Annotated in this window: 18 protein-coding genes and 2 tRNA genes; 7 read left to right on the forward strand and 13 right to left on the reverse strand. The window is 67.8% G+C overall.

The annotated features are described in order from the left end of the window. Nucleotides 1–19 precede the first annotated feature (19 nt). The 9 genes from ABIE21_RS13705 to serS form a co-directional block, all read right to left on the reverse strand. Nucleotides 20–229 carry a hypothetical protein gene (locus ABIE21_RS13705; protein WP_354025386.1) on the reverse strand — a complete coding sequence of 70 codons (210 nt, stop codon included), beginning with the start codon at nt 227–229 and terminating at the stop codon, nt 20–22. Nucleotides 230–318: 89 nt separating this feature from the next. Next, nucleotides 319–3,798: a hypothetical protein gene (locus ABIE21_RS13710; protein WP_354025387.1), complete on the reverse strand. Its 3,480-nt coding sequence runs from the start codon at nt 3,796–3,798 to the stop codon at nt 319–321. A 19-nt stretch (nt 3,799–3,817) separates the two neighbouring features. Beyond that, a complete protein-coding gene (locus ABIE21_RS13715; RefSeq protein WP_354025388.1) occupies nt 3,818–5,242 on the reverse strand; it encodes a hypothetical protein in 1,425 nt (474 codons plus the stop codon). A 191-nt stretch (nt 5,243–5,433) separates the two neighbouring features. Next, nucleotides 5,434–5,522, reverse strand: a tRNA-Ser gene (locus ABIE21_RS13720). A 78-nt stretch (nt 5,523–5,600) separates the two neighbouring features. Then, entirely contained in the window at nt 5,601–6,860 is a 1,260-nt protein-coding gene (locus ABIE21_RS13725; protein ID WP_354025389.1) for an LCP family protein, read from the reverse strand. Nucleotides 6,861–6,899: 39 nt separating this feature from the next. After that, entirely contained in the window at nt 6,900–8,177 is a 1,278-nt protein-coding gene (locus ABIE21_RS13730) for an LCP family protein (protein WP_354025390.1), read from the reverse strand. Nucleotides 8,178–8,220: 43 nt separating this feature from the next. Further along, nucleotides 8,221–8,305: transfer RNA gene (locus ABIE21_RS13735), tRNA-Ser, on the reverse strand. A gap of 67 nt (nt 8,306–8,372) precedes the next feature. Beyond that, nucleotides 8,373–9,188: an HAD family hydrolase gene (locus ABIE21_RS13740; protein WP_354025391.1), complete on the reverse strand. Its 816-nt coding sequence runs from the start codon at nt 9,186–9,188 to the stop codon at nt 8,373–8,375. Further along, nucleotides 9,188–10,453: a serine--tRNA ligase gene (gene serS, locus ABIE21_RS13745; RefSeq protein WP_354025392.1), complete on the reverse strand. Its 1,266-nt coding sequence runs from the start codon at nt 10,451–10,453 to the stop codon at nt 9,188–9,190. Before serS ends, ABIE21_RS13740 begins: the two co-directional genes overlap by 1 nt. A 64-nt stretch (nt 10,454–10,517) precedes the next feature. Here serS and ABIE21_RS13750 point away from each other — a divergent pair, with 64 nt between their 5' ends. Continuing rightward, on the forward strand, nt 10,518–11,507 hold the full coding sequence (locus tag ABIE21_RS13750) for a diacylglycerol/lipid kinase family protein (protein WP_354025393.1): 990 nt from the start codon (nt 10,518–10,520) through the stop codon (nt 11,505–11,507). Between the two features lie 81 nt (nt 11,508–11,588). On the opposite strand, the gene pheA is transcribed toward ABIE21_RS13750, so the two are convergent. Both pheA and ABIE21_RS13760 read right to left on the reverse strand, forming a co-directional pair. After that, nucleotides 11,589–12,545: a prephenate dehydratase gene (gene pheA, locus ABIE21_RS13755; protein ID WP_354025394.1), complete on the reverse strand. Its 957-nt coding sequence runs from the start codon at nt 12,543–12,545 to the stop codon at nt 11,589–11,591. A gap of 10 nt (nt 12,546–12,555) precedes the next feature. Continuing rightward, nucleotides 12,556–13,956 (reverse strand): hypothetical protein, encoded by a 1,401-nt coding sequence (locus ABIE21_RS13760; protein ID WP_354025395.1) that lies wholly within the window; start codon nt 13,954–13,956, stop codon nt 12,556–12,558. A 102-nt stretch (nt 13,957–14,058) separates the two neighbouring features. On the opposite strand from ABIE21_RS13760, the gene pgm reads away from it, so the two are divergent. Then, a complete protein-coding gene (pgm, locus tag ABIE21_RS13765) occupies nt 14,059–15,696 on the forward strand; it encodes a phosphoglucomutase (alpha-D-glucose-1,6-bisphosphate-dependent) (RefSeq protein ID WP_354025396.1) in 1,638 nt (545 codons plus the stop codon). A gap of 16 nt (nt 15,697–15,712) precedes the next feature. Here pgm and ABIE21_RS13770 read toward each other — a convergent pair whose 3' ends face one another. Both ABIE21_RS13770 and ABIE21_RS13775 read right to left on the reverse strand, forming a co-directional pair. Then, nucleotides 15,713–16,015, reverse strand: coding sequence for a DUF1905 domain-containing protein (locus ABIE21_RS13770; RefSeq protein ID WP_354025397.1), 303 nt, complete (start codon nt 16,013–16,015; stop codon nt 15,713–15,715). A gap of 20 nt (nt 16,016–16,035) precedes the next feature. Next, nucleotides 16,036–16,815: a M15 family metallopeptidase gene (locus ABIE21_RS13775; RefSeq protein ID WP_354025398.1), complete on the reverse strand. Its 780-nt coding sequence runs from the start codon at nt 16,813–16,815 to the stop codon at nt 16,036–16,038. 210 nt (nt 16,816–17,025) lie between these two features. Here ABIE21_RS13775 and ABIE21_RS13780 point away from each other — a divergent pair, with 210 nt between their 5' ends. The 5 genes from ABIE21_RS13780 (at nt 17,026) to ABIE21_RS13800 (ending at nt 23,628) form a co-directional block, all read left to right on the forward strand. Next, complete coding sequence (locus ABIE21_RS13780; RefSeq protein WP_354025549.1) at nt 17,026–18,762, forward strand: MDR family MFS transporter; 1,737 nt, start codon at nt 17,026–17,028, stop codon at nt 18,760–18,762. 216 nt (nt 18,763–18,978) lie between these two features. Next, a complete protein-coding gene (locus tag ABIE21_RS13785; protein WP_354025399.1) occupies nt 18,979–20,250 on the forward strand; it encodes an ABC transporter substrate-binding protein in 1,272 nt (423 codons plus the stop codon). Nucleotides 20,251–20,339: 89 nt separating this feature from the next. Then, a complete protein-coding gene (locus tag ABIE21_RS13790) occupies nt 20,340–21,308 on the forward strand; it encodes a carbohydrate ABC transporter permease (RefSeq protein ID WP_354025400.1) in 969 nt (322 codons plus the stop codon). Continuing rightward, nucleotides 21,305–22,186, forward strand: a complete 882-nt coding sequence (locus tag ABIE21_RS13795; protein ID WP_354025401.1) for a carbohydrate ABC transporter permease — start codon at nt 21,305–21,307, stop codon at nt 22,184–22,186. Before ABIE21_RS13790 ends, ABIE21_RS13795 begins: the two co-directional genes overlap by 4 nt. Next, nucleotides 22,183–23,628, forward strand: a complete 1,446-nt coding sequence (locus ABIE21_RS13800) for a GH1 family beta-glucosidase (RefSeq protein ID WP_354025402.1) — start codon at nt 22,183–22,185, stop codon at nt 23,626–23,628. The genes ABIE21_RS13795 and ABIE21_RS13800 overlap by 4 nt, the downstream gene beginning before the upstream one ends. Nucleotides 23,629–23,631: the final 3 nt, after the last annotated feature.

The raw sequence follows: 23,631 nt of genomic DNA on the forward strand, positions 1-23,631 counted from the left end.
AGCGTGACGCGCGCTCGAGTCAGTGCGTCGCCCGCGCCGCCGCCAGAAAACCGATGGCGGTGACGAATACGGCGAAACCGACGATGATGAGCAGCAGCGCCAGGTCGTTTCCCGAGAGATAGATCACCATCCCCGGTGCGACGAGCGCGACCGTGAGCGCGAGGCAGATGCCCCCGAGCACGCCCGGCACAGACCTCTTCGGGGCCGCAGCGTTCCTCCACCTGGTCACTCTTGAGTGTGGTCCGCGTCGCCGATCGCTGTCAACGCGGAAATCGCGCCAGCCCGTCAGGGCCCTCACCCGGTCGCGCGGAGATGGAGTCAGTCGGGATCGATGACGATTCCGTCGCCGACACCGCTCACGATCGTCGTCTTCTCGACGTCCGGATCGCCGAGGAGCGGATCCGCCTGACCGATGCGCTGCACGCGCCGCAGGTTGTCGATGCGATCTCTCCGCACCTCCTCTTCGACCTTGAGCACATCGAGCCCGCGATGAGCGAGCTTGAACGGCTCCAGAAGCGCCTGTCCTCCCTTGAGCGCTTCCATCCAGACCTTGCCGGTGGGGAGGACGACCTCCGCCTCGTAGCCGGGGTTCCGGTGTCCCGCGTCGACGATGAGTTTCCCCAGGTGGTCGCGCTCCTCATCGGTGAGGGCGATCTGCGGGTCGTTCCACACGGAGCGCGCGTACTCGAGCAGATCGCCGGCGCTGAACGAGGCGCCGAGACCGGGGTCGCGCACGCCGTAATAGCCGTCGAGGAATCCGACCGTCATGAAGTCGGTGATCAATGAGCTCTCCCGAAGAGGGAAGATCACGAAGTTCCCCTTGAAACCGAGGGGACGGTCCAGGTCGGCGATCTCGACGAGCCGTTTCCGGGGCATCTCGTCCCTGTCCGGCACGGTCGTCGCCGGGAAGATATCCACCATGTAGGGCTCGCCGCCGATCACGACACCCGGGATGTTCATCTCGCGCTCGTCCGCGGTCGGCTTGCGGAGCTTGCATTGGCCCTCCTGAGGAGGCAGGAATGGCACCTCGACGTCATAGAGGCTGAAGAAGAGGTCATCGGCGTCGCGGCGGCGCCAGATCTCGTGCAGGTAGTGAAAGACGTTGCCCTTGACGTGCAGCCGCAACTGCAGGAGCTTCTGATCGGCCATCGCCTTCGCGGTGAGCGCCATGCTGAAGCGGTCGGACGCCTGATCGAATGCGCCCGCGGCCTGACCGCGCGTCTCGGCGGCAGCGCGGATCTCGGTTTCGAGGTACTGCAACTGCTTCTCAGCGGCTTCGCGACGGGCGCGGAGGATATCGTCCTGATTGCTCTGCCCGCCCCCGAACAACTCGGAGAGCCCGCCGGTCAGCACGGCGGCGGCGGCGCGTTCTCCGGTGCTTGCCTGACTCACGTCGGCGACTTTCTCGTCGACGGTGATTCCGATCATCTCCTCGCGTCGGGTGCGGGCGAGCTGTGACAGTCGCTCGAACTCCATGTCGGCCTTCTTCCGCACCGCGGATGCCGCCTCGTAGTTCGCCTTCAGCACCGCGAGCTGGGCGTCGTCGCGCGAGCGGTTGTCTTCGAGGATGTCGAGCGCCTCCTCGAGTTCCCTGTCGAGCAACACCTCGCGGATCACCCACGCGTGCTCGAGCAGCCACGCCTCGTCGATGTCGCCCGGGTCGGGCATTGGCAGGGCGACCAGCAGCACGGGCTGCACGGCCTGCAGGCAGCTCGCGACCCGGTAACGGCGTTCGAGCTCGTAGAGCACGTACGTGACTGTCATCTCGTCATTGGCGTTTCGCAGCGTGCGGGTCACCTCGCTCGTCGACTCTTCGGTCGTCTCGACCTCGTACTGCACCTCCGTCTCGCGGCGCACCTCCTGGCTCGACTTGCGTGCGATCTCCGCGAACGATTTGTGCATCCTCTGCGATTCCTGATTCTGGTTCAGGTTGAACGTCGCCGTCGAGCCGATCGATCCGACGCCCACATTGAAACTTCCCTGGGCGGAGGTCTGCATCGACATTGCGACGGCCGTCTTCTCCATCGCCTCGATCTCCGTACGCCCGATGCTCGAGTCCTCATCGGTGCGGCGAAAGCTCGACAGCTCACGCCTGGTCTGCTTGCGGCGCCGCTTCACCGTGACCGCGAGCTTCGAGATGAGCGTCTCGGAAGGGGTGAGCGCGATCGAGTCCACGACGCGACCGGCCTGGTAGGCGATCGGAGTCCAGGTCTGACGGTAGGTCTGCAGGATCCCGTAGTTGATCGTCCCTGCCGTGAAGTGCTCGAAGGCGTAGGGTTCCCGCAGCGCGGCCGACAGCTCCCGCGCAAGGTCGCCGACTCCCGCCATCGCTGCCGAGCTCGATCCGCCCGCCGCGGCGGCGATGTCGCCCACGTACTTGCGTAGCTGTTGCACGTCGTGCAGGTCGCTCCAGTCGCCGAAGAGCGTGTCGAAGATCGAGGACCCGTCTTCTTTCACGGTCGCACGGTAGAGGCCCTGAGCACTCTCGAGTACCGCGGGCGAGAAGGCGGCGCCCCACGCGGGTTCGAAGGCCACCTGCAGCACATCGACATCGTGCATGGCGGACGCGTTGCCGATTCCGCTCGACTGTTCGAGCTGATCGATGATCGTCCGCAGACGCGACAGGTCGTTGGCCGGGTCGGCAGTGGCAGGGTCACGAGCGAGCCCGTCGGCTTGTTCCTGAAGACGGCTCAGAATCGAGGACCGGAGAGTCTTCTCGGTGGCGGTCGGTGCGGCGTCGACTGGCGCGGCGGGAACCGAGGGCGTGTCGTGCGCGGCGACGAGGTTCGCAATGGCGCGACGCACCTCGACCTGCGAGAGCAGGTTGCGATTGCGGTATGGGCCGGACGAGTATCCGAGCAGGCTCATCAGCTCCGCATAGTCGATCGTCGCCCCACTAGCGGCTCCGACCGAGGCGGCTGTGACGCCGAGTGCGGTGAGCTCGCGGTCGCTCAGGTGGACTCGACCGGTGCGCGGCGTCGACGCGAGTAGCCACGCGATGCCGCGGAATCCCTTCCAGATGAAGTCCTCTATGCGGTCGATTCCCGGTGCGAACCCGATGTAGCCGGTGCGCGTGGCGGGCGTGGGCCTGGCGAGCCCGGTGAGGATCGTGTCGAAGGCCTTCTTCTCGATCGCAAGACGTGGCAGGTCGGACCTAGCGAACAGTTCGGTGGCGGCAGCTCTCCGCGCTTTCGTGGCAGCCGCGCCGCGCTCCGCTCTCTGTTGGAACTCCGCCGGGTTGTTCAGCTCGTCGTCTTCGCCGACGGGCACGCCGAACTCGGCGAGCCGCGAGTCTGGGATTCGGATCACGAAGCTCTCGCGACGACCCGAGGCGAACTGCGCGGGCCGGGTGTAGTGGAGCAGGCGCTCATGGAGCAGCCGTCCCCCGCCGGTCTCGCCTGGGCGATCGGGGGCGAGTACGAGCAGCACGAGGTCGGGGCGACGGTCAGTGAGCTCGTCGCCCCCGTCCGTCCGGTCTGCGAAGAGATCGTCGTCATACTCGAGATGAAACGCGCCGTGCGGGTCCGTGATCACGGAGCCGAGGCGTTGCATCTGGGTCTGCTCCTCGTCTGTTCCCTGCGCGGCGGCGAGGGCGGCAGCGACACCTTGCTCTCGCTGTGCGATGTTTCGGAAATGCTCGGCGCTCGGATTGTCGGCGACCTCGTCCGGAGGCTCCAGCAGGCGAAAGCGGTCGTAGTCGAGCGCGACGACGACCAGATCGGCCACGCCTGCGCCGGTGGTCTCGGCGACTACTTTGCCGGAGATCATGTTCGAACTGATGCTCTCGTTTCTTGGCATGGGGGCTCCTCATCGGTAGTTACTGGAATGGGTCTTTGTTACGGAGGCCTTCGAGGTTGACGGAGTTCTCACGTGAGGGAGAAAGCGCGAGGTTCGCGATGTCGACGCACCGGGTCGGATCGTCCGACAACCGCACGTCGAAGTGGTCGATGGTGAGGGTCTGCCTCCTGCCGTCCGGCATGGTCCAGAAGGGTGCCCCCGACGCCCCACCGAACTCGAGGCCGGCGTCGTCGAACATCGCCTTGAGGCCCGCGTCACTCTTCATCTGGGCGCGCACCGCCGTCCAGAACCGGTCACGCCACTGTCCGTAGACCTGTTCCCGCGCTAGCGTTCGGGCCGCGGCCTGCGCGTCGGGGGTTCCCAGATTCCAGAGGCGACGGACTTCGTTGAGGCGTGTGCTGGCGTCCGATGTTCCGCGGGTGACCCAGATCGCGCGCAGCGATGGGGGGAACCGCCCGGTTACGACCGAGATGGCGGAGCGCATGCGGGGGCTGAGCCGTGACCCGAGCGCTCCCTCGAGATCGGCGTACGCGCTCGAGACGGTCACGCCGCCTCCGCGGAACGGGGCGCCGGGCGCAAAAGCCCGTTCGACGCCGTGCGGGTCCACGTCGACGGGCGCCCTTCCGCGAGCGGCGATCTGCGGCGCGGGCGCGGGTGCGGGTGCCGACGGGGGCGGAGGCGCCGGCGCCGGCGATGGTTCGGGCTGCCTCCTTGCCTGCACCGGATTCGGCGTCGGTCGCGTGGTTGTACCCCTGTCGGTTGCGCCGCGCATCTCGGCGGCGACCGGCCTCTCCGGTACACCGCGGGATAGCTCGCGGTTCCCGGCCCGTCCCGCGCCGAAGGCGCTCACGCCGCCGAGCAGTCTCCCCACGTTGGCGCCGACGCGTCCCGCCTCGACGGCCTTGTCCCATTGCTCCGGCGTGGCGTTGTGCCATCCGTGCGCCGTCGCGATGAGGTACACGGTCATCGCGATGGATCCGAAGGTGTCGGTGGCGACCTCCAATCGGTTGCGGAGCCGCCATTCCCAGGTGCGCAGCTCGATGATCCACCCACTCGCCGCGGGGCCGCCGTCGGGTCCCGCCGCGCGGGCAAGCAGCGCCTCCACCTGCTCGGGGGTGTGTGGCGAGGTGCCGTATTCCTCACGCAGGGTCGTGGCGAGCACCTCGGTGGGAGCCCGCCCCGAGGCGACGGCCCCCTCTATCCGCCCGCGGAACGCTCGCCAGCGCTGGGCCGCGAGCGGACGGATCTCTTGTCCGTCCCGATTGCGGTCGATGACGCCGAGGTAGCCACCGCGTTCCACACGCAACCATTCGGCGTCTGCGGCCGCGATGACGAACACCCCGCCGAACCGCCGCAGTGCCGCCGCGCCGTATCCCGAGAGGATCGCCTCCGTGTAGAGGCGCCCGCAGTGGTCGAGATACTGATGAAAGTCCGACGATCTCACCTCCCCGCGAACATGGCGTATGCGGCCGGTGGCGGTAAAGGGAGGACTCGCTGATGGTGCGAGGACTGCGAGCCGATCTTCGTGCGTAGACCGTACGGCACCGAACATACTCCTGAGCACACTCCGGGAACAGGCCCGGGCCACAACGCAGAAAACCCGCTAGATCTGAGTGATCTAGCGGGTTTCACGTGCGGAGACGGAGGGATTTGAACCCTCGGTACCCGTTAGGGTACTCCACCTTAGCAGGGTGGTGCACTAGGCCGAACTATGCGACGTCTCCCTAGTTGTTCGTCAGCAATCATAGCCAATTGCCGAGCGCACTTTGTGCGCATGGGCCGAATGGATGCCTCGGGGCGGGTCAGTTGGCGACGGAACAGGTGCTGTCGGCCGCCGTCTGGCCGCGCAGATTGAGCACCTCGGGCGGCGGGGCCACGGTCGCGTTCGGGTCGGCCGTCACCGTGGGAGCCGGTGCCACCGGCGCGTTCGGGTCGGCCACAGCGCCCTCACCGTCGCCGGCAGCGGCAAGCGTGAACGGCTCGTCGGCGCGGATCTTGGCGAACAACTTCTCGGCCTCGTCGGCCACGGGCTGCACCTTGCCCGCGAACACGCCCGTACCCTCGGTCGTTCCCGGGTACTGCACGAACGTGAACTGCTCGAGCGGGATCTTGCGCAGCGCGAGGGCCACCGACGCGAGGGTGTCGAGCTCGGCGAAGTTGTCCGACAGCTTCATCGACGAGGTCGCCGCCCGGGCCAGGTTGTAGACCTTCACCGGATCGCCCAGGGTGTCGTTGCTCTTGATCGTGCGCAGCAACGACGAGAGGAAGACCTGCTGCGAGCTGATGCGTGTGAGGTCGCCGCCGTCGCCCACGCCGTGACGCGAACGCAGGAAGGCGAGAGCGTCGTTACCGGAGAGCGTGTACGTGCCGGCCTCGGGCAGCTGCAGGCCGGAGTACTTGTCGTCGATCGGGCCGCTCACGCAGACCGGCACTCCCCCGACGGCGTCGGACATCGCCACCACGCCGCTGAACTTGATGAGGCCGGCGAACTGGATGTCGACGTCCGTGAGCTTCTGCACCGTGAGCGCGGTGCACGGCAGTCCGCCGTACGACAGCGTCTCGTTGATCGGACGCGCCGACATCGCCGAATAGTCGCCGCTGCCGTCGGCCTTGGGGCACGCCGGCACGGGAACCACGAGGTCACGGGGGAAGCTGACACCGACCGCGTTGGTCTGGTCCTCGGAGACGTGGAGGAGCATGGTGAAGTCGTTGAGCTCCGCGGAACCCCGGCCGTTGCATCCCGACCCGTCTTCGCACACGTCGCTGCCCACGATGAGAATGTTGAAGCCGCCCTTGAAGGCGCCGATCGAGACGGGCTCTTCGTTCTCCTGCCCCGGCAGCACGAACGTGTCGATGTCGGCGTCGAGCTGCGCGACCACGATGGCCGCCAGGGAGGCGCCCGCGACCAGCAGCACCGCGAGCGCTGCGCCGACGAAGGCGAGCAGGCTCGGCAAGACCCTCCGACGCTCGAGCTGGCCGTGCCGAGCCACGGTCGGCGGGCGCGATGGCTCGGCCGACGAGGCGGAGGTCGTGCCTCGCCGCCGTTCGTCGAGTTCACTCATCATGACTCCCGTCGGTGCTGGCCAGACCGGTGTGCGCCGTTAGTTGTTCGCGACCGAGCAGGTGTAGTCGGCCGCGGTCTGGCCCTTGATGTCGAGCACCTCGAGCGGGGTCGCCGGCGGCGCGGTCGCTGCCGGGTCGACCGGTGCCGCGGGATCGACGGGCGCGGCGGGGTCGACCGCGGGAGGCACGACGGCGGGGGCGTTGGGGTCGGCGGCCGAACCACGACCGTCGCCGGCAGCGGCGAGCCCGAAGGGTGTGTCGGTGCGGATCAGCTCGAAGAGCGCGTCGGCCTTGGCCTTCACCGGGGCCACCTTGCCCTGGTACAGCCCGCCGACACCGGTGGTGCCGGGGAACTGAACGAAGGTGACGTTCTCGAGCGGGATGTCCTTGAGGGCGAGACCGATCGAGGCGAGGGTGTCGAGGTTGGCGAAGTTCTTCGACAGGGTCATCGAGCCGGTCGCCGCCTTGGCGAGGTTGTAGATCTTGACCGGGTCGCCGAGCGTGTCCGCGCTCTTGAGCGTGCGCACGAGCGACGAGAGGTACACCTGCTGCGAGCTGATGCGGGTCAGGTCGCTGCCGTCGCCGACGCCGTGACGCGTGCGGAGGAATGCGAGGGCCTGGGGGCCGCTGAGGTTGTAGGTTCCCGCCGCGTCGGCCGTGAATCCGGAGTACTTGTCGCGGATTGGCCCGTCGATGCAGACGTCGACGCCGCCGACGGCGGTGGTCATGTTGATGACGCCGTTGAAGGTGATGAGTCCGGCGAACTGGATGTCGAGCCCGGTGAGAGCCTCCACCGTGAGCACGGTGCACGGCAGGCCGCCGTAGTACAGGGTCTCATTGATGGGTCGCCCCGCCATCTCCGAGGTCGTGCCGGTACCGTCGGCCTGCGGGCAGGAGGGGACGCGCACGACGAGGTCGCGGGGGATGCTCACGGCGACCGCGTTGGTCTGGTCTTCCGAGACGTGCAGCAGCATCGTCACGTCGTTCAGCTCCGCGCTGCCGCGTCCCGCGCAGCCGGAGCCGTCTTCGCAGACGTCGCTGCCGACGATGAGGATGTTGAATCCGCCCTCGTATGCGCCGATGCTGGGCGGCGGGCCCTCCGTCTCCTCGCTGACGAGGGTGACGGTCGTGATGTTCGACTTGATCTGCGAGACGACGATCGCGCCCAGTGACGCACCGCTGACGAGGGCGACCACGAGGGCTGCACCGAGGAACTTGAGGATGGTGGGCCAGGGGCTCGACTTCTTGAGCTGGCCGTGGCGCGCAATGCCGGCGGTCTGCGCTGATCTGCTCGATCGAGGACGAAGGTCGCTCATCTCAGATCCTCTCGGTAGTTGTACGCAATGGAAGTCGAATGTGCGGAGGGCGTGGGATTCGAACCCACGAATGCTTTCACATCACCAGTTTTCAAGACTGGCTCCATCGGCCGCTCGGACAGCCCTCCAGGAGAAACCAAGTCCCGAGTGTATCCGATGGTCGCAACTCGAGCCTGAATATCAGCCCTCCGGGCGTCAAACGCGCCGCGTCAGGCTCTCGAGCACCCGGGCGACGCCCTCGTCGAGGTCGGTGGAGGTGGTCTCGTTGGCCGCTGCGACGACCTCGGCCGGGGCCTGCCCCATCGCCACGGCGCGCCCCTCGGTCGCCGCCCACTCGAGCATCTCGATGTCGTTGCGTCCGTCGCCGACCACCATCACCCTGGAGCGCGGGATGTCGAGCAGCTCGCGCACACGCTCGAGCGCCGTCGACTTGTTGACACCGTCGGGGGCGATGTCGAGCCACGCGGTCCAGCCGACGTTGTAGCTGACCTTGTGCAGGCCCATTCGCTCGACGACCGACAGGAAGTCCTCGATGTCGTGCTCGGGCGAGATCACGACGACGCGGGTCGCCTCGTGCTGCAGCAGCTCGTCGAACTGAACCTTGACGCTGCTCGCGCCGAGGGTTCCGTCGGGGAAGAATCCGGTGAAGCGGTAGAGCCCGGTCTCGTCTTCGACGGCGTAGTGCGCGGCATCCAGATTCGATCTGATCGTCGTGAGCACTTCGCCGGGGTTGAACGTCTCGACGAAGTGCCGGGAGTAGCCGGCCGGCGCGTCGGCGTCGCGCTTCAGGGTGATCGCACCGTTGGAGCAGACCAGGTACTCGGGGGCGATGCCGAGCCGGTCGAGCACGGGCAAAGTCATGGCCACGGAGCGGCCGGTCGCGAGCATGACCTCGTGGCCGAGCTCGCTCGCCCGCTGCACCTGCTCGCGCACGGCGTCGGCGAGTGTGCCGTCTTCGTGCAGCACGGTTCCGTCGATGTCGAGGGCGATGAGCCAGCGGGCGGATGCCATCAGGCGACCGGCTCGAAGATCTCGAGGCCGCCGAGGTAGGGGCGCAGGGCCTCGGGCACAACGACGGAGCCGTCGGACTTCTGGTGGGTCTCGAGGATCGCCACCAGCCAGCGCGTCGTGGCCAGTGTGCCGTTGAGGGTCGAGACGGGGGTCGTCTTGCCGTTCTCGCCACGGAAGCGGATGTCGAGGCGGCGCGACTGGTAGGTGGTGCAGTTGCTCGTCGACGTGAGCTCGCGGTAGGTGCCCTGGGTCGGGACCCACGCCTCGATGTCGAACTTGCGCGCGGCGCTCGAGCCGAGGTCGCCGGCCGCGACGTCGATGACGCGGTAGCTGAGGCCGCAGGCCTGGAGCATCGACTCCTGGTAGCCGACGAGCTTCTCGTGCTCCGCCTCGGCTTCGTCGGGATGCACGTAGCTGAACATCTCGAGCTTGTTGAACTGGTGCACGCGGAGGATGCCGCGGTTGTCGCGTCCCGCCGAACCGGCCTCGCGGCGGTAGCAGGTGCTCCAGCCGGCGTAGCGCAGCGGGCCGCCCGACAGGTCGAGGATCTCGTCGGAGTGGTACCCGGCGAGCGCCACCTCGCTCGTGCCGGTGAGGTACAGGTCGTCGGCCGGCAGGTAGTAGATCTCGTCGGCGTGCTCTCCGAGGAAGCCGGTGCCCGCCATGATCTCGGGGCGCACGAGTGTCGGCGTGATCATCGGCACGAAGTCTTCGGCGAGCGCCTTGTCGAGTGCCATGTTCATGATCGCCAGCTCGAGACGCATGCCGACCCCGCGCAGGAAGTAGAAGCGGCTGCCGCTGACCTTGGTGCCGCGGGTGATGTCGATGGCCTTCAGCATCTCGCCCAGTTCGGCGTGGTCGCGCGGCTCGAAGTCGAACGCGGTCTTCTCACCGACCTCGCGCAGGGTGGTGAAGTTCTCCTCGCCGCCCGACGGCACGCCGTCGATGATGGGGTTCGCGATCGCGCCGACGATCTTCGCGAAAGCGGCCTCGGCCTCGGCCGACGTCTGCTGCGCCGCCTTCACCCGGGCGGCGAGCTCCTGCGCCTGGGCGACGAGGGCGCGCTTCTCGTCTTTCGGCGCCGCCGCGACGGTCTTGCCGAACACGTTCTGCTCGGCGCGCAGGTTCTCGAACTCGCCGATGGACTCCCGGCGGCGCGCGTCGGCGGCGACCGCGTCGTCGACGAGCGACACGGATGCACCGCGGGCGAGCTGAGAGCGTCGGAGAACATCGGGGTTTTCGCGCAGAATCTGTGGATCAATCACCCGTTCAGTCTACTTTGGAGCGCATAGCAGACGAGCGCCGCACCGGTGCGTTAGCGTTGGCGAGGTGCCGACCCCCGAAAACACGCATGCCCGTCAGGCAGCCGTGGTGTACAACCCCATCAAGGTCGACATCCTCGCTCTGAAGACCGCTGTCGCGGCGGCGGCGGATGACGCGGGGTGGCTGCCTCCTCTCTGGTTCGAGACCACCCTCCAAGACGCCGGTCAGCTCGTGACCGCGACGGCGATCGCCCGCGGAGCCGACCTCGTGCTCGCGGCCGGCGGCGACGGCACGGTGCGCGCCGTGGCCGAGGGACTGCGCGACACCGGCGTCGCGATGGCCCTGCTGCCGTCGGGCACCGGCAACCTGCTGGCCCGCAACCTCGACATCGGCTTCGGAACGCTCGACGAGGCGATCCACACCGCGCTGCACGGCGTGGACCGCACCATCGACCTGGGGCTCGCGTCGATCGTGCGCGCCGACGGCGTGCGCGAGGAGCACGTGTTCCTCGTGATGGCCGGCCTCGGACTCGACGCGAAGATGATCGCGAACACCAACTCGAAGCTCAAGAAGGCGGTCGGCTGGCTGGCCTACGTCGACGCCGGCATCCGCTCGCTGCCCGAGATCAAGCCGGTCAGGCTGCGCCTCAGCGTCGACGGTGAGCCGGAGCGCTCGGTCAACGTGCACACGATCATCATCGGCAACTGCGGAAAGCTGCCCGGCGGCATCCTGCTCATCCCCGACGCCAAGCCCGACGACGGCGTGCTCGACTTCGTCGCACTTCGGCCGCGCGGGCCGTTCGGCTGGATCAACGTGTGGAACAAGGTCGCGTGGGAGAACGGGGTGCTGCGCAAGAGCGCGCTCGGCCGCCGCATCATCGACCTGTCGCGTGACGTCAAGGACGTCACCTATCTGACCGGGCGCGACCTGCGGATGGTCGTCGAGGTTCCCCAGGAGTTCCAGCTCGACGGCGACGAGTTCGGCGAGGCCCGGTCGGTGCACACCTGGGTCGACCCCGGTGCGCTCACGGTGCGGGTGCCAGAGGGCTCGTTCTAGCTTTCGTCGGTTGGGTGCCGAGCGCCGCCGCCACGCGAGCTCCGAGCGGGAACTAGCGGCGGGAGCCCCGCTGCAGCCGGATCAGCCGATCAGGCCGTCGAGCCACTGCCGCGCCTCGAGGAAGCTGTCGTCGGCGTAGCGGTTGGTGACCTCGATCGAGAGCTTGTCGGCGCGCGGGTAGCTGCCGAGGAAGATCACGTTCGGGCTGAAGCGCTTGAGGCCGAGCAGCGCTTCGGCCACGCGCTCGTCGCGGATGTGGCCGTCGAGGTCGATCACGAAGCGGTACCGGCCGAGCTCGTCGCCGATCGGACGCGACTCGATGAGGCTGAGGTTGACCCCGCGGGTGGCGAACTGCTCGAGCATTTCGAGCAGACGGCCGGCCGTGTCATCCGGAAGCTCCGCAATGATGCTCGTCTTGTCCGACCCGGTGCGTTCCGGAACGGCGACCGTGCGGCTCACCAGCACGAACCGGGTGACCGCGTTCGAGTTGTCGCCGATGTCGGTGGCGAGCACGTCGAGGTCGTAGTGGCCCACGATCCCGGGCGGCGCGACGGCCGCGTCGGCCATGCCGGCGCCCGAGATGGTCGACGGGTCGAGGAGGCTCGCCGCGGCGGCGACGTTGGAGGTGGCCGGGATGTGGCCGTGGCTGGGCAGGTTTCTGTCGAGCCAGAGGTGGGTCTGGGCGTAGGCGACCGGATGCGCGTTGACGACCTTGACGTCGGCCAGCGTCGTTCCGGGGCGGGCAACCAGGACGAAGTTCACACGCACGAGATACTCGCCGACGATGCGCAGGTCGGGGATGGTCGCGAGAGCGTCTTGCGTGGCGCTCACCCCGCCCTCGATCGAGTTCTCGATCGCGATCATCGCGGCGGTGCTGCGTCCGGCGACGACGTCGTCGAGCGCCTCGCCGACGTTGTTGACCGAGCGCCAGTGCTTGCCCGCCGCCTCGGGAACCTGCGCGAGTGCCGCCTCGGTAAAGGTTCCCGCCGGCCCGAGGTAGCTGTAGGTGTCGTTCGGGGGCGTGGGTTCGGCGGACATGGTGACGAGTTTAGGGCTCGTCGGCCGGCACGCAGACGCTCGCCACTCGCAGCTTGATCGTGCCGTCCATGTCCTCGATGCTGACGAGGTCGACGGCGCCGGACGGATCGCCGACGTAGCCGTACCTGCCCGGCGTGCTCGCCGGGTCGAGCGTGTAGCCCTTCGACTCCCACATCGCGCGCACCCGCTCGATGCCGCCCGTCGCGTCGTCGACCGTGAACCACACCTCGTGGTCGACCTGCTTTCCCTGCACTCGGAGGCAGTCCACCGCGTACACCGGGAAGCTCGTGGTGCCCGGGGCGATGTTGGGGTCGTTGATCGGGCCGGCCACCGCCACCGTGAGGTCGGAGATCTCCTGGCTCGCGGCCATCGCCTGGTCGAGGGTGAACACGGTGGACAGCTCGGCCGCGCGGGGCGCCGCGAACCCGTCGACCGTTTCGGGAGCGACCATGGGCGGCACCTCCGGCTGGCTCGTGTACATCGGCTGGGGTCGTTGCGACGTCGTGATCGTTGGGGCGCCGACCACGGCCTGCAGTATCCACGGCGCGGAGAGCGCCACGAGCAGGAGCGCCCCGAAGACCACCCCCACGACGACGTGCTGACGGGAGCGTGCGCGCTGGCGCTCTGCCGGATCCATGCCCCCAGCGTAAGGTGAGCGGACCACAGTTCGCACCCGTCTCCACAACATCCAGAGTCCGACGCCGGAGGCGACGGCCACTGCTGCCACTCCCGCTGCCGCCTCCGCCGCCCCGAGCGCCTGCGCGTCGATATCACGCCTGGGCAGCGCACCGACGCCGGCAACGCACACGGTCGCGAGAAAAGCGGCGACGACTCCGGCGAGAGCGCGGATGACGGTGTCGGAACCCGATCGGGCGCGCGCCAACCGCCACAGCCCCCATCCGATGGCTACGGCGCCGAGCAACGCCAGAGTTGTGACCGCGGCCAGCTCGGCGGCCGCGGTCGCGAGCGTGCCACCGGAATAGACACAGGTGTACTGCAGAGGGATCAGCGTCTGCACCGTGCCGATGTGCTGGCCACGATCGGCGCTGAGCTCCTGGCACGGAGAGCCCTCGAGAAACCCGGAGCGGCTGAAGGTCGTCGAGAACGAGATCCACGACACGACGATGCTCGCGACCACCCCGGCGCCGATGGCGGCCCACGGACGTCGCGGGGGCAGGGCCACTCGAGTCGCGGCATCCGCCCGAGGTTCTTCGGCGCGAAGCAGCAGCAACCCGAAGAAGACGCCGAATCCGCCACCGAGAGCGGCGCCGCCCAGCGCGGCCCAGAACGTGAGCGACCAGGCGAACAGCGCTGCGGCCAGCCCGAACGCCACGGCGCCCCCGAGGTGGCCGATCAGGGCGAAGACCACGAAGTTGCGCGGCACGAAGACGTGTCTCGGTCGCGTCGTCATGGTTTGAGGCTAGGAGTCGCCAGCGCGGCGCGAGTCGGCCGCGAGGATGACATCGCCGCACCGGAGGTGCCTTTCGCGGCCGGATGCTGAAAGACTGAGCGCATGACAACTCGTGCCGGTCAGCCCGCCCAGGAATCCGATCTCATCAACGTCGAGGAACTCGTCGCAGCGTACTTCGCGAAGATCCCGGACGTGACGAACCCCGACCAGAAGGTCGTCTTCGGCACCAGCGGCCACCGCGGCTCCTCGCTCGACGCCGCGTTCAACGAGACCCACATCGCCGCCATCACGCAGGCGATCGTCGAGTACCGCACCGCGCAGGGCATCACCGGCCCGCTGTTCATCGGCAAGGACAGCCACGGGCTCAGCCGTCCGGCCGAGACCACCGCGCTCGAGGTGCTCACCGCGAACGGCGTGCGCGCCCTCGTCGACGAGTTCGACGACTACGTGCCGACGCCGGCGCTGAGCCTCGCGATCATCGTCTACAACCGCGACCACCCTTCGACAGGCTCAGGGAACGAAGGGCTCGCCGACGGCATCGTCATCACCCCCAGCCACAACCCGCCCCGTGACGGCGGCTTCAAGTACAACCCGCCGCACGGAGGACCGGCCGACAGCGACGCCACCTCCTGGATCGCCAACCGCGCGAACGAACTCATCGCCGACGGCAACCGCGACGTCAAGCGCGCCGAGCCGAGCGGCGTCGAGACCTACGACTACCGCGGCGCCTACGTCTCCGACCTGGCCAACATCATCGACTTCGACGCGATCAAGGCGGCGGACCTGCACATCGGCGCCGACCCGCTGGGCGGCGCGAGCGTGAACTACTGGTCGCTGATCCGTGACCAGTACGGCCTCGACCTCACCGTGGTGAACCCCCTCGTCGACCCGGCCTGGCCGTTCATGACGCTCGACTGGGACGAGAAGATCCGCATGGATCCCTCGTCGCCGTCGGTCATGGCCTCCGTCGTCGCCCACCAGCACGACTACGACATCGTCACCGGAAACGACGCCGACGCCGACCGCCACGGCATCGTCACCCCCGACGGCGGCCTCATGAACCCGAACCATTTTCTGGCCGTCGCCATCCAGTACCTCTACACGCACCGTCCGGAGTGGCGTGAGGATGCCGCGATCGGCAAGACCCTCGTCTCGAGCACGATGATCGACCGCGTCGCCGCATCGCTCGGCCGCACCCTGTGGGAGGTGCCAGTGGGCTTCAAGTGGTTCGTGCCCGGGCTCATCGACGGATCCGTCGCGTTCGGCGGCGAGGAGAGCGCCGGCGCGAGCTTCCTGCGCAAGGACGGCACCGTCTGGACGACCGACAAGGACGGCATCCTGCTGGCGCTGCTCGCGAGCGAGATCCGCGCGGTCACCGGCAAGAGCCCGTCTGAGCTGTACGCCGAGCTGGTGGCCGAGTTCGGCGACCCGGTCTACCAGCGGGTGGATGCCGTGGCGACGAAGACGCAGAAGGCGGCGTTGGCGAAGCTCAACGGCTCGGCGATCACCGCCGACTCGCTCGCGGGAGACCCGATCATCGCGAAGCTCTCTGAGGCGCCGGGCAACGGCGCCGCTGTCGGAGGCGTGAAGGTCGTCACCGAGAACGCCTGGTTCGCGGCCCGCCCGAGCGGCACCGAAGACGTCTACAAGATCTACGCGGAGTCGTTCCTCGGCGACGAGCACCTCAAGCGCGTGCAGGCCGAGGCGAAGGAGATCGTCGACGCGGCCCTCGGCGGCTGATCCGGCGTCAGCTCCATCAGCCGCGCAGCTCGACGCTGATCGCCACCGTGTCGCCTACCTCGACGCCGGCCTTCGCGCGCACGGCCTTTTTGATCGGTAGCACGTAGGCGCCCTCGTCGACCCCGGGGAAGATCGACGTCTCCCACGTCGAATCGCCGAGTCGCACCCGAACGGGCACCGCGCCGAAGCCCGAGGGCGGGCGGGGCCGGTCGGCGATCTCGTCGGAGGCGTCGTGCGGCAGCGTCGCGAACACCCAGAGCTCCTTGCGGGCGGCCCACGCCCAGAGCGTCGACTCGAACTCGTAGCTGTCACCGATCATGTCGACCATTGTCGCCCGGGTCAGGGGGCGTAGGTCGGTGCCGCAGGCAGGCCGAAGTACTGCTCGAGGGTCGTCGCCCCCGTGGCGGCGTAGTCGGCGGCCATGGCGACGCCGACGTACCGGTAGTGCCATGGTTCGAACTCGTACCCCGTCACGGGCGTGCCGCCCGCGGGGTAGCGCAGCACGAAGCCGTAGGTGACGGCGTTCGCCGCCAGCCACTGGCCCTGCGGAGTATCGGCGAAACAGGCCTGCAGTGTGCACACCGCCGGCAGCGCGCTGATGTCGATCGCTAGTCCGGTCTGGTGCTCGCTGTGGCCCGGCCGGGCGCTGGTCAGATCAGCTCCGGCCTGCCCCTTCGACGCCACCCATCCCGCATAGACCGACACCTGGGTCGAGTACGACCGGTAGGCGCTCTGCGCCTGCATCTTCAGGCCGGTCTGCGCTTCGAATGCGGCGAACATCGCGACCGTGGCATCCGCCGCCTCCCGACGCAGGAACGGCTGGTTCGCGTAGGGCACCGCGACCTCGACGACGTCGGCGGGCGCGTAGTCGGCGGGCGTCAACGGGCGCAGCTTGTTCACCACGACCGACAGATCGTTCGGATCGGAGCTCGCGACGGGCGCGACCCGCACCGGCGGCGCGACCGGCGACGGCTCGGGCGTTTCGGCGGGCGTGCTGCTCGGCGACTCCCGCGTCGGCTTCGCGGTCGGAGGGGCGCCGCCGCAGGCGACGAGGCAGCCCACCACGACGACGGCCAACGTCGCGGCCGCGAGGGCCCTGGAACGGAGAATTTGCGGCACCACCCGAGTGTACGAGCAGCGACCCGGGCTTGCGAAGACCTTGCCGTCGGTGTAACTTTGCAGCCTACGCAATAATATCGCCGCCGCCGGACGCGTTCCGCGGCGGTATTGCCGTTAACACACCCCACCCACAGACTCAGAGGTTGTATGTCGCGCGTCGACTCCAAAGGCAAGCAGCAGGCTCAGGCGATCAAGGATGCCGGCGGCGTTATGACGCACCGGCAGATCCTCTTCGTGATCTTCGGCCTTATGGCCGGCATGTTCCTGTCGTCGCTCGACCAGACCATCGTCTCGACCTCGATGCGCACGATCGCCGACGACCTCGACGGGCTGAGCCAGCAGGTCTGGGTGACGACGGCATACCTGATCCTCGCCACCATCTCCACGCCGATCTACGGGAAGCTCAGCGACATCTTCGGCCGACGGCCCCTGTTCATCATCGCGATCAGCATCTTCCTGATCGGCTCGGTCGCGGCCGGGTTCGCCACGTCGATGTACGAGCTCGCGGCGTTCCGCGCCGTCCAGGGCCTCGGCGCCGGCGGCCTGATGGCGCTGCCGCTCGCGATCATGGGCGACATCCTCGCCCCGCGCGAGCGGGCCAAGTACCAGGGCTACTTCCTCGCGGTATTCGGCGTCTCGAGCGTCATCGGCCCCCTCATCGGAGGACTCTTCGCCGGGGCATCCGAGATCCTGTTCATCGACGGATGGCGCTGGGTCTTCCTGATCAACCTCCCGATCGGCGCCGCCGCGCTCGCGATCGTGATCAGGTTCCTCCACATCCCGCACGAACGTCGCGACGTGCGCATCGACTGGTGGGGCGCCTCGACCATCATCATCGGACTCGTACCGCTGCTCCTCGTGGCCGAGCAGGGCCGCGAGTGGGGCTGGGGCTCGCTCGGCTCGATCGCCTGCTACGTGATCGGCGTGCTCGGGCTCGCCGCCTTCGTGCTCAGCGAGAAGCTCATGGGCGACGACGCGCTGATCCCGCTGGGGCTGTTCAAGAGCTCGACGTTCGCGATGGCCACCGTGCTCGGCGTACTCGTGGGCTTCGGCATGTTCGGCGCCATGATGACGCTGCCCCTGTACCTGCAGGTGGTCAACGGCGCCACGCCCACCGAGAGCGGCTTCCTCATGCTGCCGATGATCCTCGGCCTCATGATCTCGTCGATCGTCAGCGGCCAGTTCATCGCCCGCACGGGCAGGTACCAGATGTTCCCGACGATCGGGTTGGGCTTCATGGCCACGGGCTTCTTCGTGTTCACCTTCGCGACCGCCGACAAGCCGGTGTGGTTCATCATGATCGGGATGCTCCTGACCGGCCTCGGGCTCGGCCAGCTGATGCAGACCCTCACCCTGGCCAGCCAGAACGCGGTCGGCCCGCGCGACATGGGGGTCGCGACGAGCGCCTCGACGTTCTTCCGTCAGATCGGCGGCACCGTGGGCACCGCCGTGATCTTCTCGGTCATCTTCACCCGCTGGCCGCTCAACATCGCGGCGGCGTTCGACACCGCCTCGGTGAAAGACGGGCTCGCCGTCGCCATGGCCGACCCGAAGGTGCTCGCCGACCCCGACAACGCGCAGATCCTCGGCATCCTCAAGGACCCGTCCGCGGCGGCCGGTTCGGTGAGCGGCGACACCAGCTTCCTCAACACTTCCGACCCGCGACTCAGCGCGGCCTTCCTCGAGGGTTTCGCCAACTCGGCGATCACGGTCTTCTGGATCGCCCTCGCGGTCGTGCTCGTCGCCTTCGTGCTGAGCTTCTTCCTGAAGGCCCCGCCGCTGCGAGCGAAGTCGGCTCTTCAGGAGAACGCGGATGCCTCGGCCGCCGAGGCCGAACTCGCCGCCGAGGCCGCCGCTCCGATCGCGTCGCCGACACCCTCGCCGAGCACCTCGGCGCGCACCGCGTCCTCCAGCGCGGTGGCCGCCGAGGAGCCGTCGGGAAAATAATCTCCCGACCGCCCAACGGCCCGTCTCCCGCGTGATTGCAGCGCGGAGGCGGGCTGCAAGCGTTTTCGACGAGAAAAAATCGTGGGAGCGCTCTCATCCGGAGCTTGACAGGGATCGATGCACGCGCATAGTGTGACTCCCGATCCCGTGAGAGCGCTCCCACGCTTGTGTGTCACTCTTCGTGGATCTCCCATCCACGCACACAAAGGAGTGACCGTGAGTCTTTCACGACGCACAACCGCCGGCGCTATCGCCGGCGCAGCAGTATTCGCCCTCGTCGCAACCGGCTGCAGCAGCACGCCCGCCGGCGACGCCGACGGCAAGGTCAGCCTGACCGTCGCCACGTTCAACGACTTCGGCTACACCGACGAGCTGTTCGCCGAGTACGAGAAGGCGAACCCGAACGTCACCATCAAGCACAACAAGGCGGCCACGTCCGACGACGCCCGCGCCAACTACTTCACGAAGCTCGGCGCCGGCTCCGGCCTCGCCGACATCGAAGCCGTCGAGATCGACTGGTTCGCCGAACTGCTGCAGTACTCCGACAAGCTCACCGACCTCTCGTCGTCCGACGTCGAGGGCCGCTGGCTCGACTGGAAGGAAGCGGCCGCAACCGACTCCGACGGCCGCCTCATCGCCTACGGAACCGACATCGGCCCCGAGGCCATCTGCTACCGCTCCGACCTGTTCGCCGCAGCCGGTCTCCCGACCGACCGCACCGAGGTCGCAGCACTGCTCGAGGGCGACTGGGACAACTACTTCTCCGTGGGCCAGCAGTTCACCGCCGCGAGCGAGGCCGCCTGGTTCGACGGTTCCGGCGCGATGCTCCAGGGCATCCTCAACCAGCACGAGGAGACCCTCGAGGCCACCGACGGCGAGGTCATCGCGACCACGAACCCCGTCGTCAAGGACGCCTACGAGCAGGTTCTCGACGCGAGCCCCGAGCTCTCGGCCCACCTCAAGCAGTGGAGCGACGACTGGAACGCCGGATTCGCCAACGGCGCCTTCGCGACCATGCTCTGCCCGAGCTGGATCCTCGGCAACATCGAGGGCAACGCCCCCGATGTCACCGGCTGGGACGTCGCCAACGTCTTCCCGGGCGGCGGCGGAAACTGGGGCGGCTCGTACCTCACGGTCCCGGCCCAGGGCGCACACGCCAAGGAGGCGCAGAAGCTCGCAGCCTGGCTGACCGCCCCCGAGCAGCAGCTCAAGTCGTTCGTCAAGACCGGCAACTTCCCCAGCCAGCTCGAGATCCAGGGCTCGGAAGAGCTCACCTCGGTCACCCGCCCGTTCTTCAACGAGGCACCGACCGGCGAGATCTTCGCCGACCGCGCCGCGGCAGTCACCGTCGCACCGTTCAAGAGCGTGAAGTACTTCCCGATCATGAGCTCGCTGCAGGACGCAGTCAACCGTGTCGACGTCGACAAGACGCAGAACGCGGATGACTCGTGGGCGCAGTTCGAGGCCGACGTGAAGTCGCTCGGCTAACAGCACCACCCAGGCCGGGCCGGCTCGCGAGAGCCGGCCCGGCCCCCTTATCTGATCGACCTCTCGACTCCTGCAAGGAACGCTCTTCTATGACTGCAACAGCGCTGGCCACCGAACGGCAGGTGAGACGCATAGCCTTCGGCAACCGCCTGAGCCACTGGGACTTCAAGCTCTCCCCGTACCTCTATGTCTCTCCCTTCTTCATCCTGTTCGCCATCACCGGGCTCTTCCCGATCATCTACACCGCCTACGTCTCGGTCTTCGACTGGCACATCATCGGCGGCCAGGGCGACTTCGTAGGAGCGGGCAACTTCGAGTGGGTGCTCGGCCAGGAGAAGTTCTGGATCGCGCTGCGCAACAGCTTCAGCATCTTCCTGCTCTCCGCCATCCCGCAGGTCATCCTCGCCCTCATCATCGCCGCGGTGCTCTCGCAGAACCTGCGCAACAAGACCTTCTGGCGCATGGGCGTTCTCGTGCCCTACGTCGTCGCCCCCGTCGCCGTCGCGCTCATCTTCAGCAACATGTTCGGCGACCAGTACGGCCTCATCAACAACCTCCTCGGACGCATCGGCCTCGACCCGGTCGGCTGGCACTCGCAGGTCGTGCCCAGCCACCTCGCGATCGCCACCATGGTCAACTTTCGCTGGACCGGCTACAACGCCCTGATCTTCCTCGCCGCGATGCAGGCGATCCCGCGCGACTACTACGAGGCCGCGATGCTCGACGGCGCCAGCAAGGTGCGCCAGTTCTTCTCCATCACGATCCCGTCGCTGCGCCCCACCCTCATCTTCGTGATCATCACCTCCACGATCGGCGGCCTGCAGATCTTCGACGAGCCGCGCATGTACGACACCACCGGCGCCGGCGGATCGAGTGCTCAGTGGCTCACGATCACCATGTTCATCTACAACCAGGGCTTCGGCCAGACCGGCGGCGGCCAGTTCGGGCACGCCGCGGCGGCCGCGTGGCTGCTCTTCCTCATCATCATCGTCGTGGGGCTCATCAACCTCGCGGCCACGAGGGCCATCGCGAGCGCGGGAACGAGAAACGGCAAATGACCACGACAACTGCACCCGGCTGGTTCACCCGCCGCAAGGCGAACGCCGCCGCCACCAACAAGCCGGGCATCTTCGGCTACGCCTTCCTGGTGATCGTCATCCTGTTGGCGCTCTTCCCCCTCTACTGGTCGCTCCTGATCGGCAGCGGCGACTCCACGACCATCAACAAGCAGGACATCGACTGGCTGCCTGGCGGCAACTTCCTGAAGAACGCCGCCGCCGTGGTGAACAACCCCAGCGTCGGCTTCTGGCGGGCGCTCACGAACAGCATCATCGTCTCCACTGTGGTGTCGTTCTCGGTCGTGCTCTTCTCGACCCTCGCCGGCTACGCGTTCGCCAAGCTCAAGTTCAAGGGCAGCCGCGGAATGCTGATGTTCATCATCGCGACCATGGCGGTTCCCACCCAGCTCGGCATCGTTCCGTTGTTCATCGCCATGTCGCAGTGGCTGCACCTCAGCGGCAGCCTCCTCGCCGTCATCCTGCCCGCGCTGGTCACGGCCTTCGGCGTGTTCTGGATGACCCAGTACCTGACCCAGGCGCTGCCCGACGAGCTCATCGAGGCGGCTCGCGTCGACGGTGCATCCATGATCCGCACCTTCTGGCACGTGGGCCTGCCGGCAGCGCGACCCGCGGCCGCCATGCTGGCCCTGTTCACCTTCGTCGCAACCTGGACCAATTTCTTCTGGCCGTTCATTATCCTTGACAGCAACAACCCGACACTTCCCGTGGCACTGTCGCTGCTGCAGAGCAACTACTTCGTCGACTACTCGATCGTCCTCGCCGGTGTGCTGCTCTCCACGATCCCGCTGCTGATCCTCTTCGCCGTCGCGGGCAGGCAGCTCGTCTCGGGAATTATGCAAGGAGCGATCAAGGGATGACCAACCTCATCGATGTGGGCGGCGCACCCGCGCCCTCGGCCACCGACCGCCGGGGCCTCCCGACCGACTTCCTCTTCGGCGTCGCCACAGCGGCGTACCAGATCGAGGGCGCGAGCCACGAAGACGGCCGCACCGACTCCATCTGGGACGCGTTCGCCCGCCTTCCCGGAGCGGTCGTCGACGGCCACAACGGCGACGTGGCGTGCGACCACTACCACCGCTACGAGTCCGACGTCGCGATGATGGCCGACCTGGGCCTGCAGACGTACCGTTTCTCGACGTCGTGGTCGCGCATCCGCCCCGACGGCGGCCCGGTCAACGCGAAGGGACTCGACTTCTACTCGCGGCTCGTCGACTCGCTGCTCGAGAAGAACATCCTGCCGTGGCTCACGCTCTACCACTGGGACCTGCCTCAGGCGCTCGAGGAGAAGGGCGGCTGGACCAACCGGGACACCGCCTACCGCTTCGCCGAGTACGCCATGGACGTGCACGCCGCCCTCGGCGACCGGGTCGACAACTGGACCACTCTGAACGAGCCGTGGTGCTCGTCGTTCCTCAGCTACACCGGCGGGGAGCACGCGCCGGGTCGCCAGGATCCGGAGGCCGGCCTCGCCGCGGGCCACCACCTGCTGCTCGGCCACGGCCTCGCGGTGCGCGACCTGCGCGCGGCCGACCCGACGCTGAAGCTCGGCATCACCCTCAACCTCACGGTGGCCGAACCGGCCGACCCGAGCGACGCCGGCGACCTCGACGCCGCCCGCCGCATCGACGGGCAGTTCAACCGGTTCTTCCTCGACCCGATCTTCCGCGGCGAATACCCCGAAGACGTGCTGGCGGATGTCGCGGCCTACGGTTTCGACAAGTACGTGCAGCCCGGCGACCTCGAGGTCATCCAGACCCCGATCGATGCGCTCGGCGTGAACTACTACCACGGCGAACTCGTGAGCGTCACACCGCCGGAGCGGGCGATGAGCACCGAGGCGCCGTCGCTGCGCCCGAAGCGCTCGCCGTTCCCCGCGGCGGAGGGCATCTTCTGGCACCTGCGCGACCTGCCCGTGACCGCGATGGGCTGGGAGGTGCAGCCCGAGGGGCTCACCCGCCTGCTGCGCCGGGTCAACGACGAGTACACCGGCGAGGCCGTGAAGCTCTACGTCACAGAGAACGGCGCCGCCTACAACGACGTCGTCGAGGCCGACGGCTCGGTGCACGACGCCGATCGCACCGAGTTCCTGCGCCAGCACCTCGCGGCCATCGTCGACGCGATCGATGACGGCGTGCCCGTCTACGGCTACTTCTACTGGTCGCTGATGGACAATTACGAGTGGGCGTGGGGCTACCACAAGCGGTTCGGCCTGGTGCGGGTCGACTACGACACGCAAGAGCGCACCCTCAAGGACAGCGCGCTGGAGTACCGTCGCATCATCGGAAACCGCGCACTGTAGTTT

It is taken from the genome of Conyzicola nivalis (assembly GCF_040548875.1).
Taxonomy (GTDB): domain Bacteria; phylum Actinomycetota; class Actinomycetes; order Actinomycetales; family Microbacteriaceae; genus Conyzicola; species Conyzicola nivalis_A.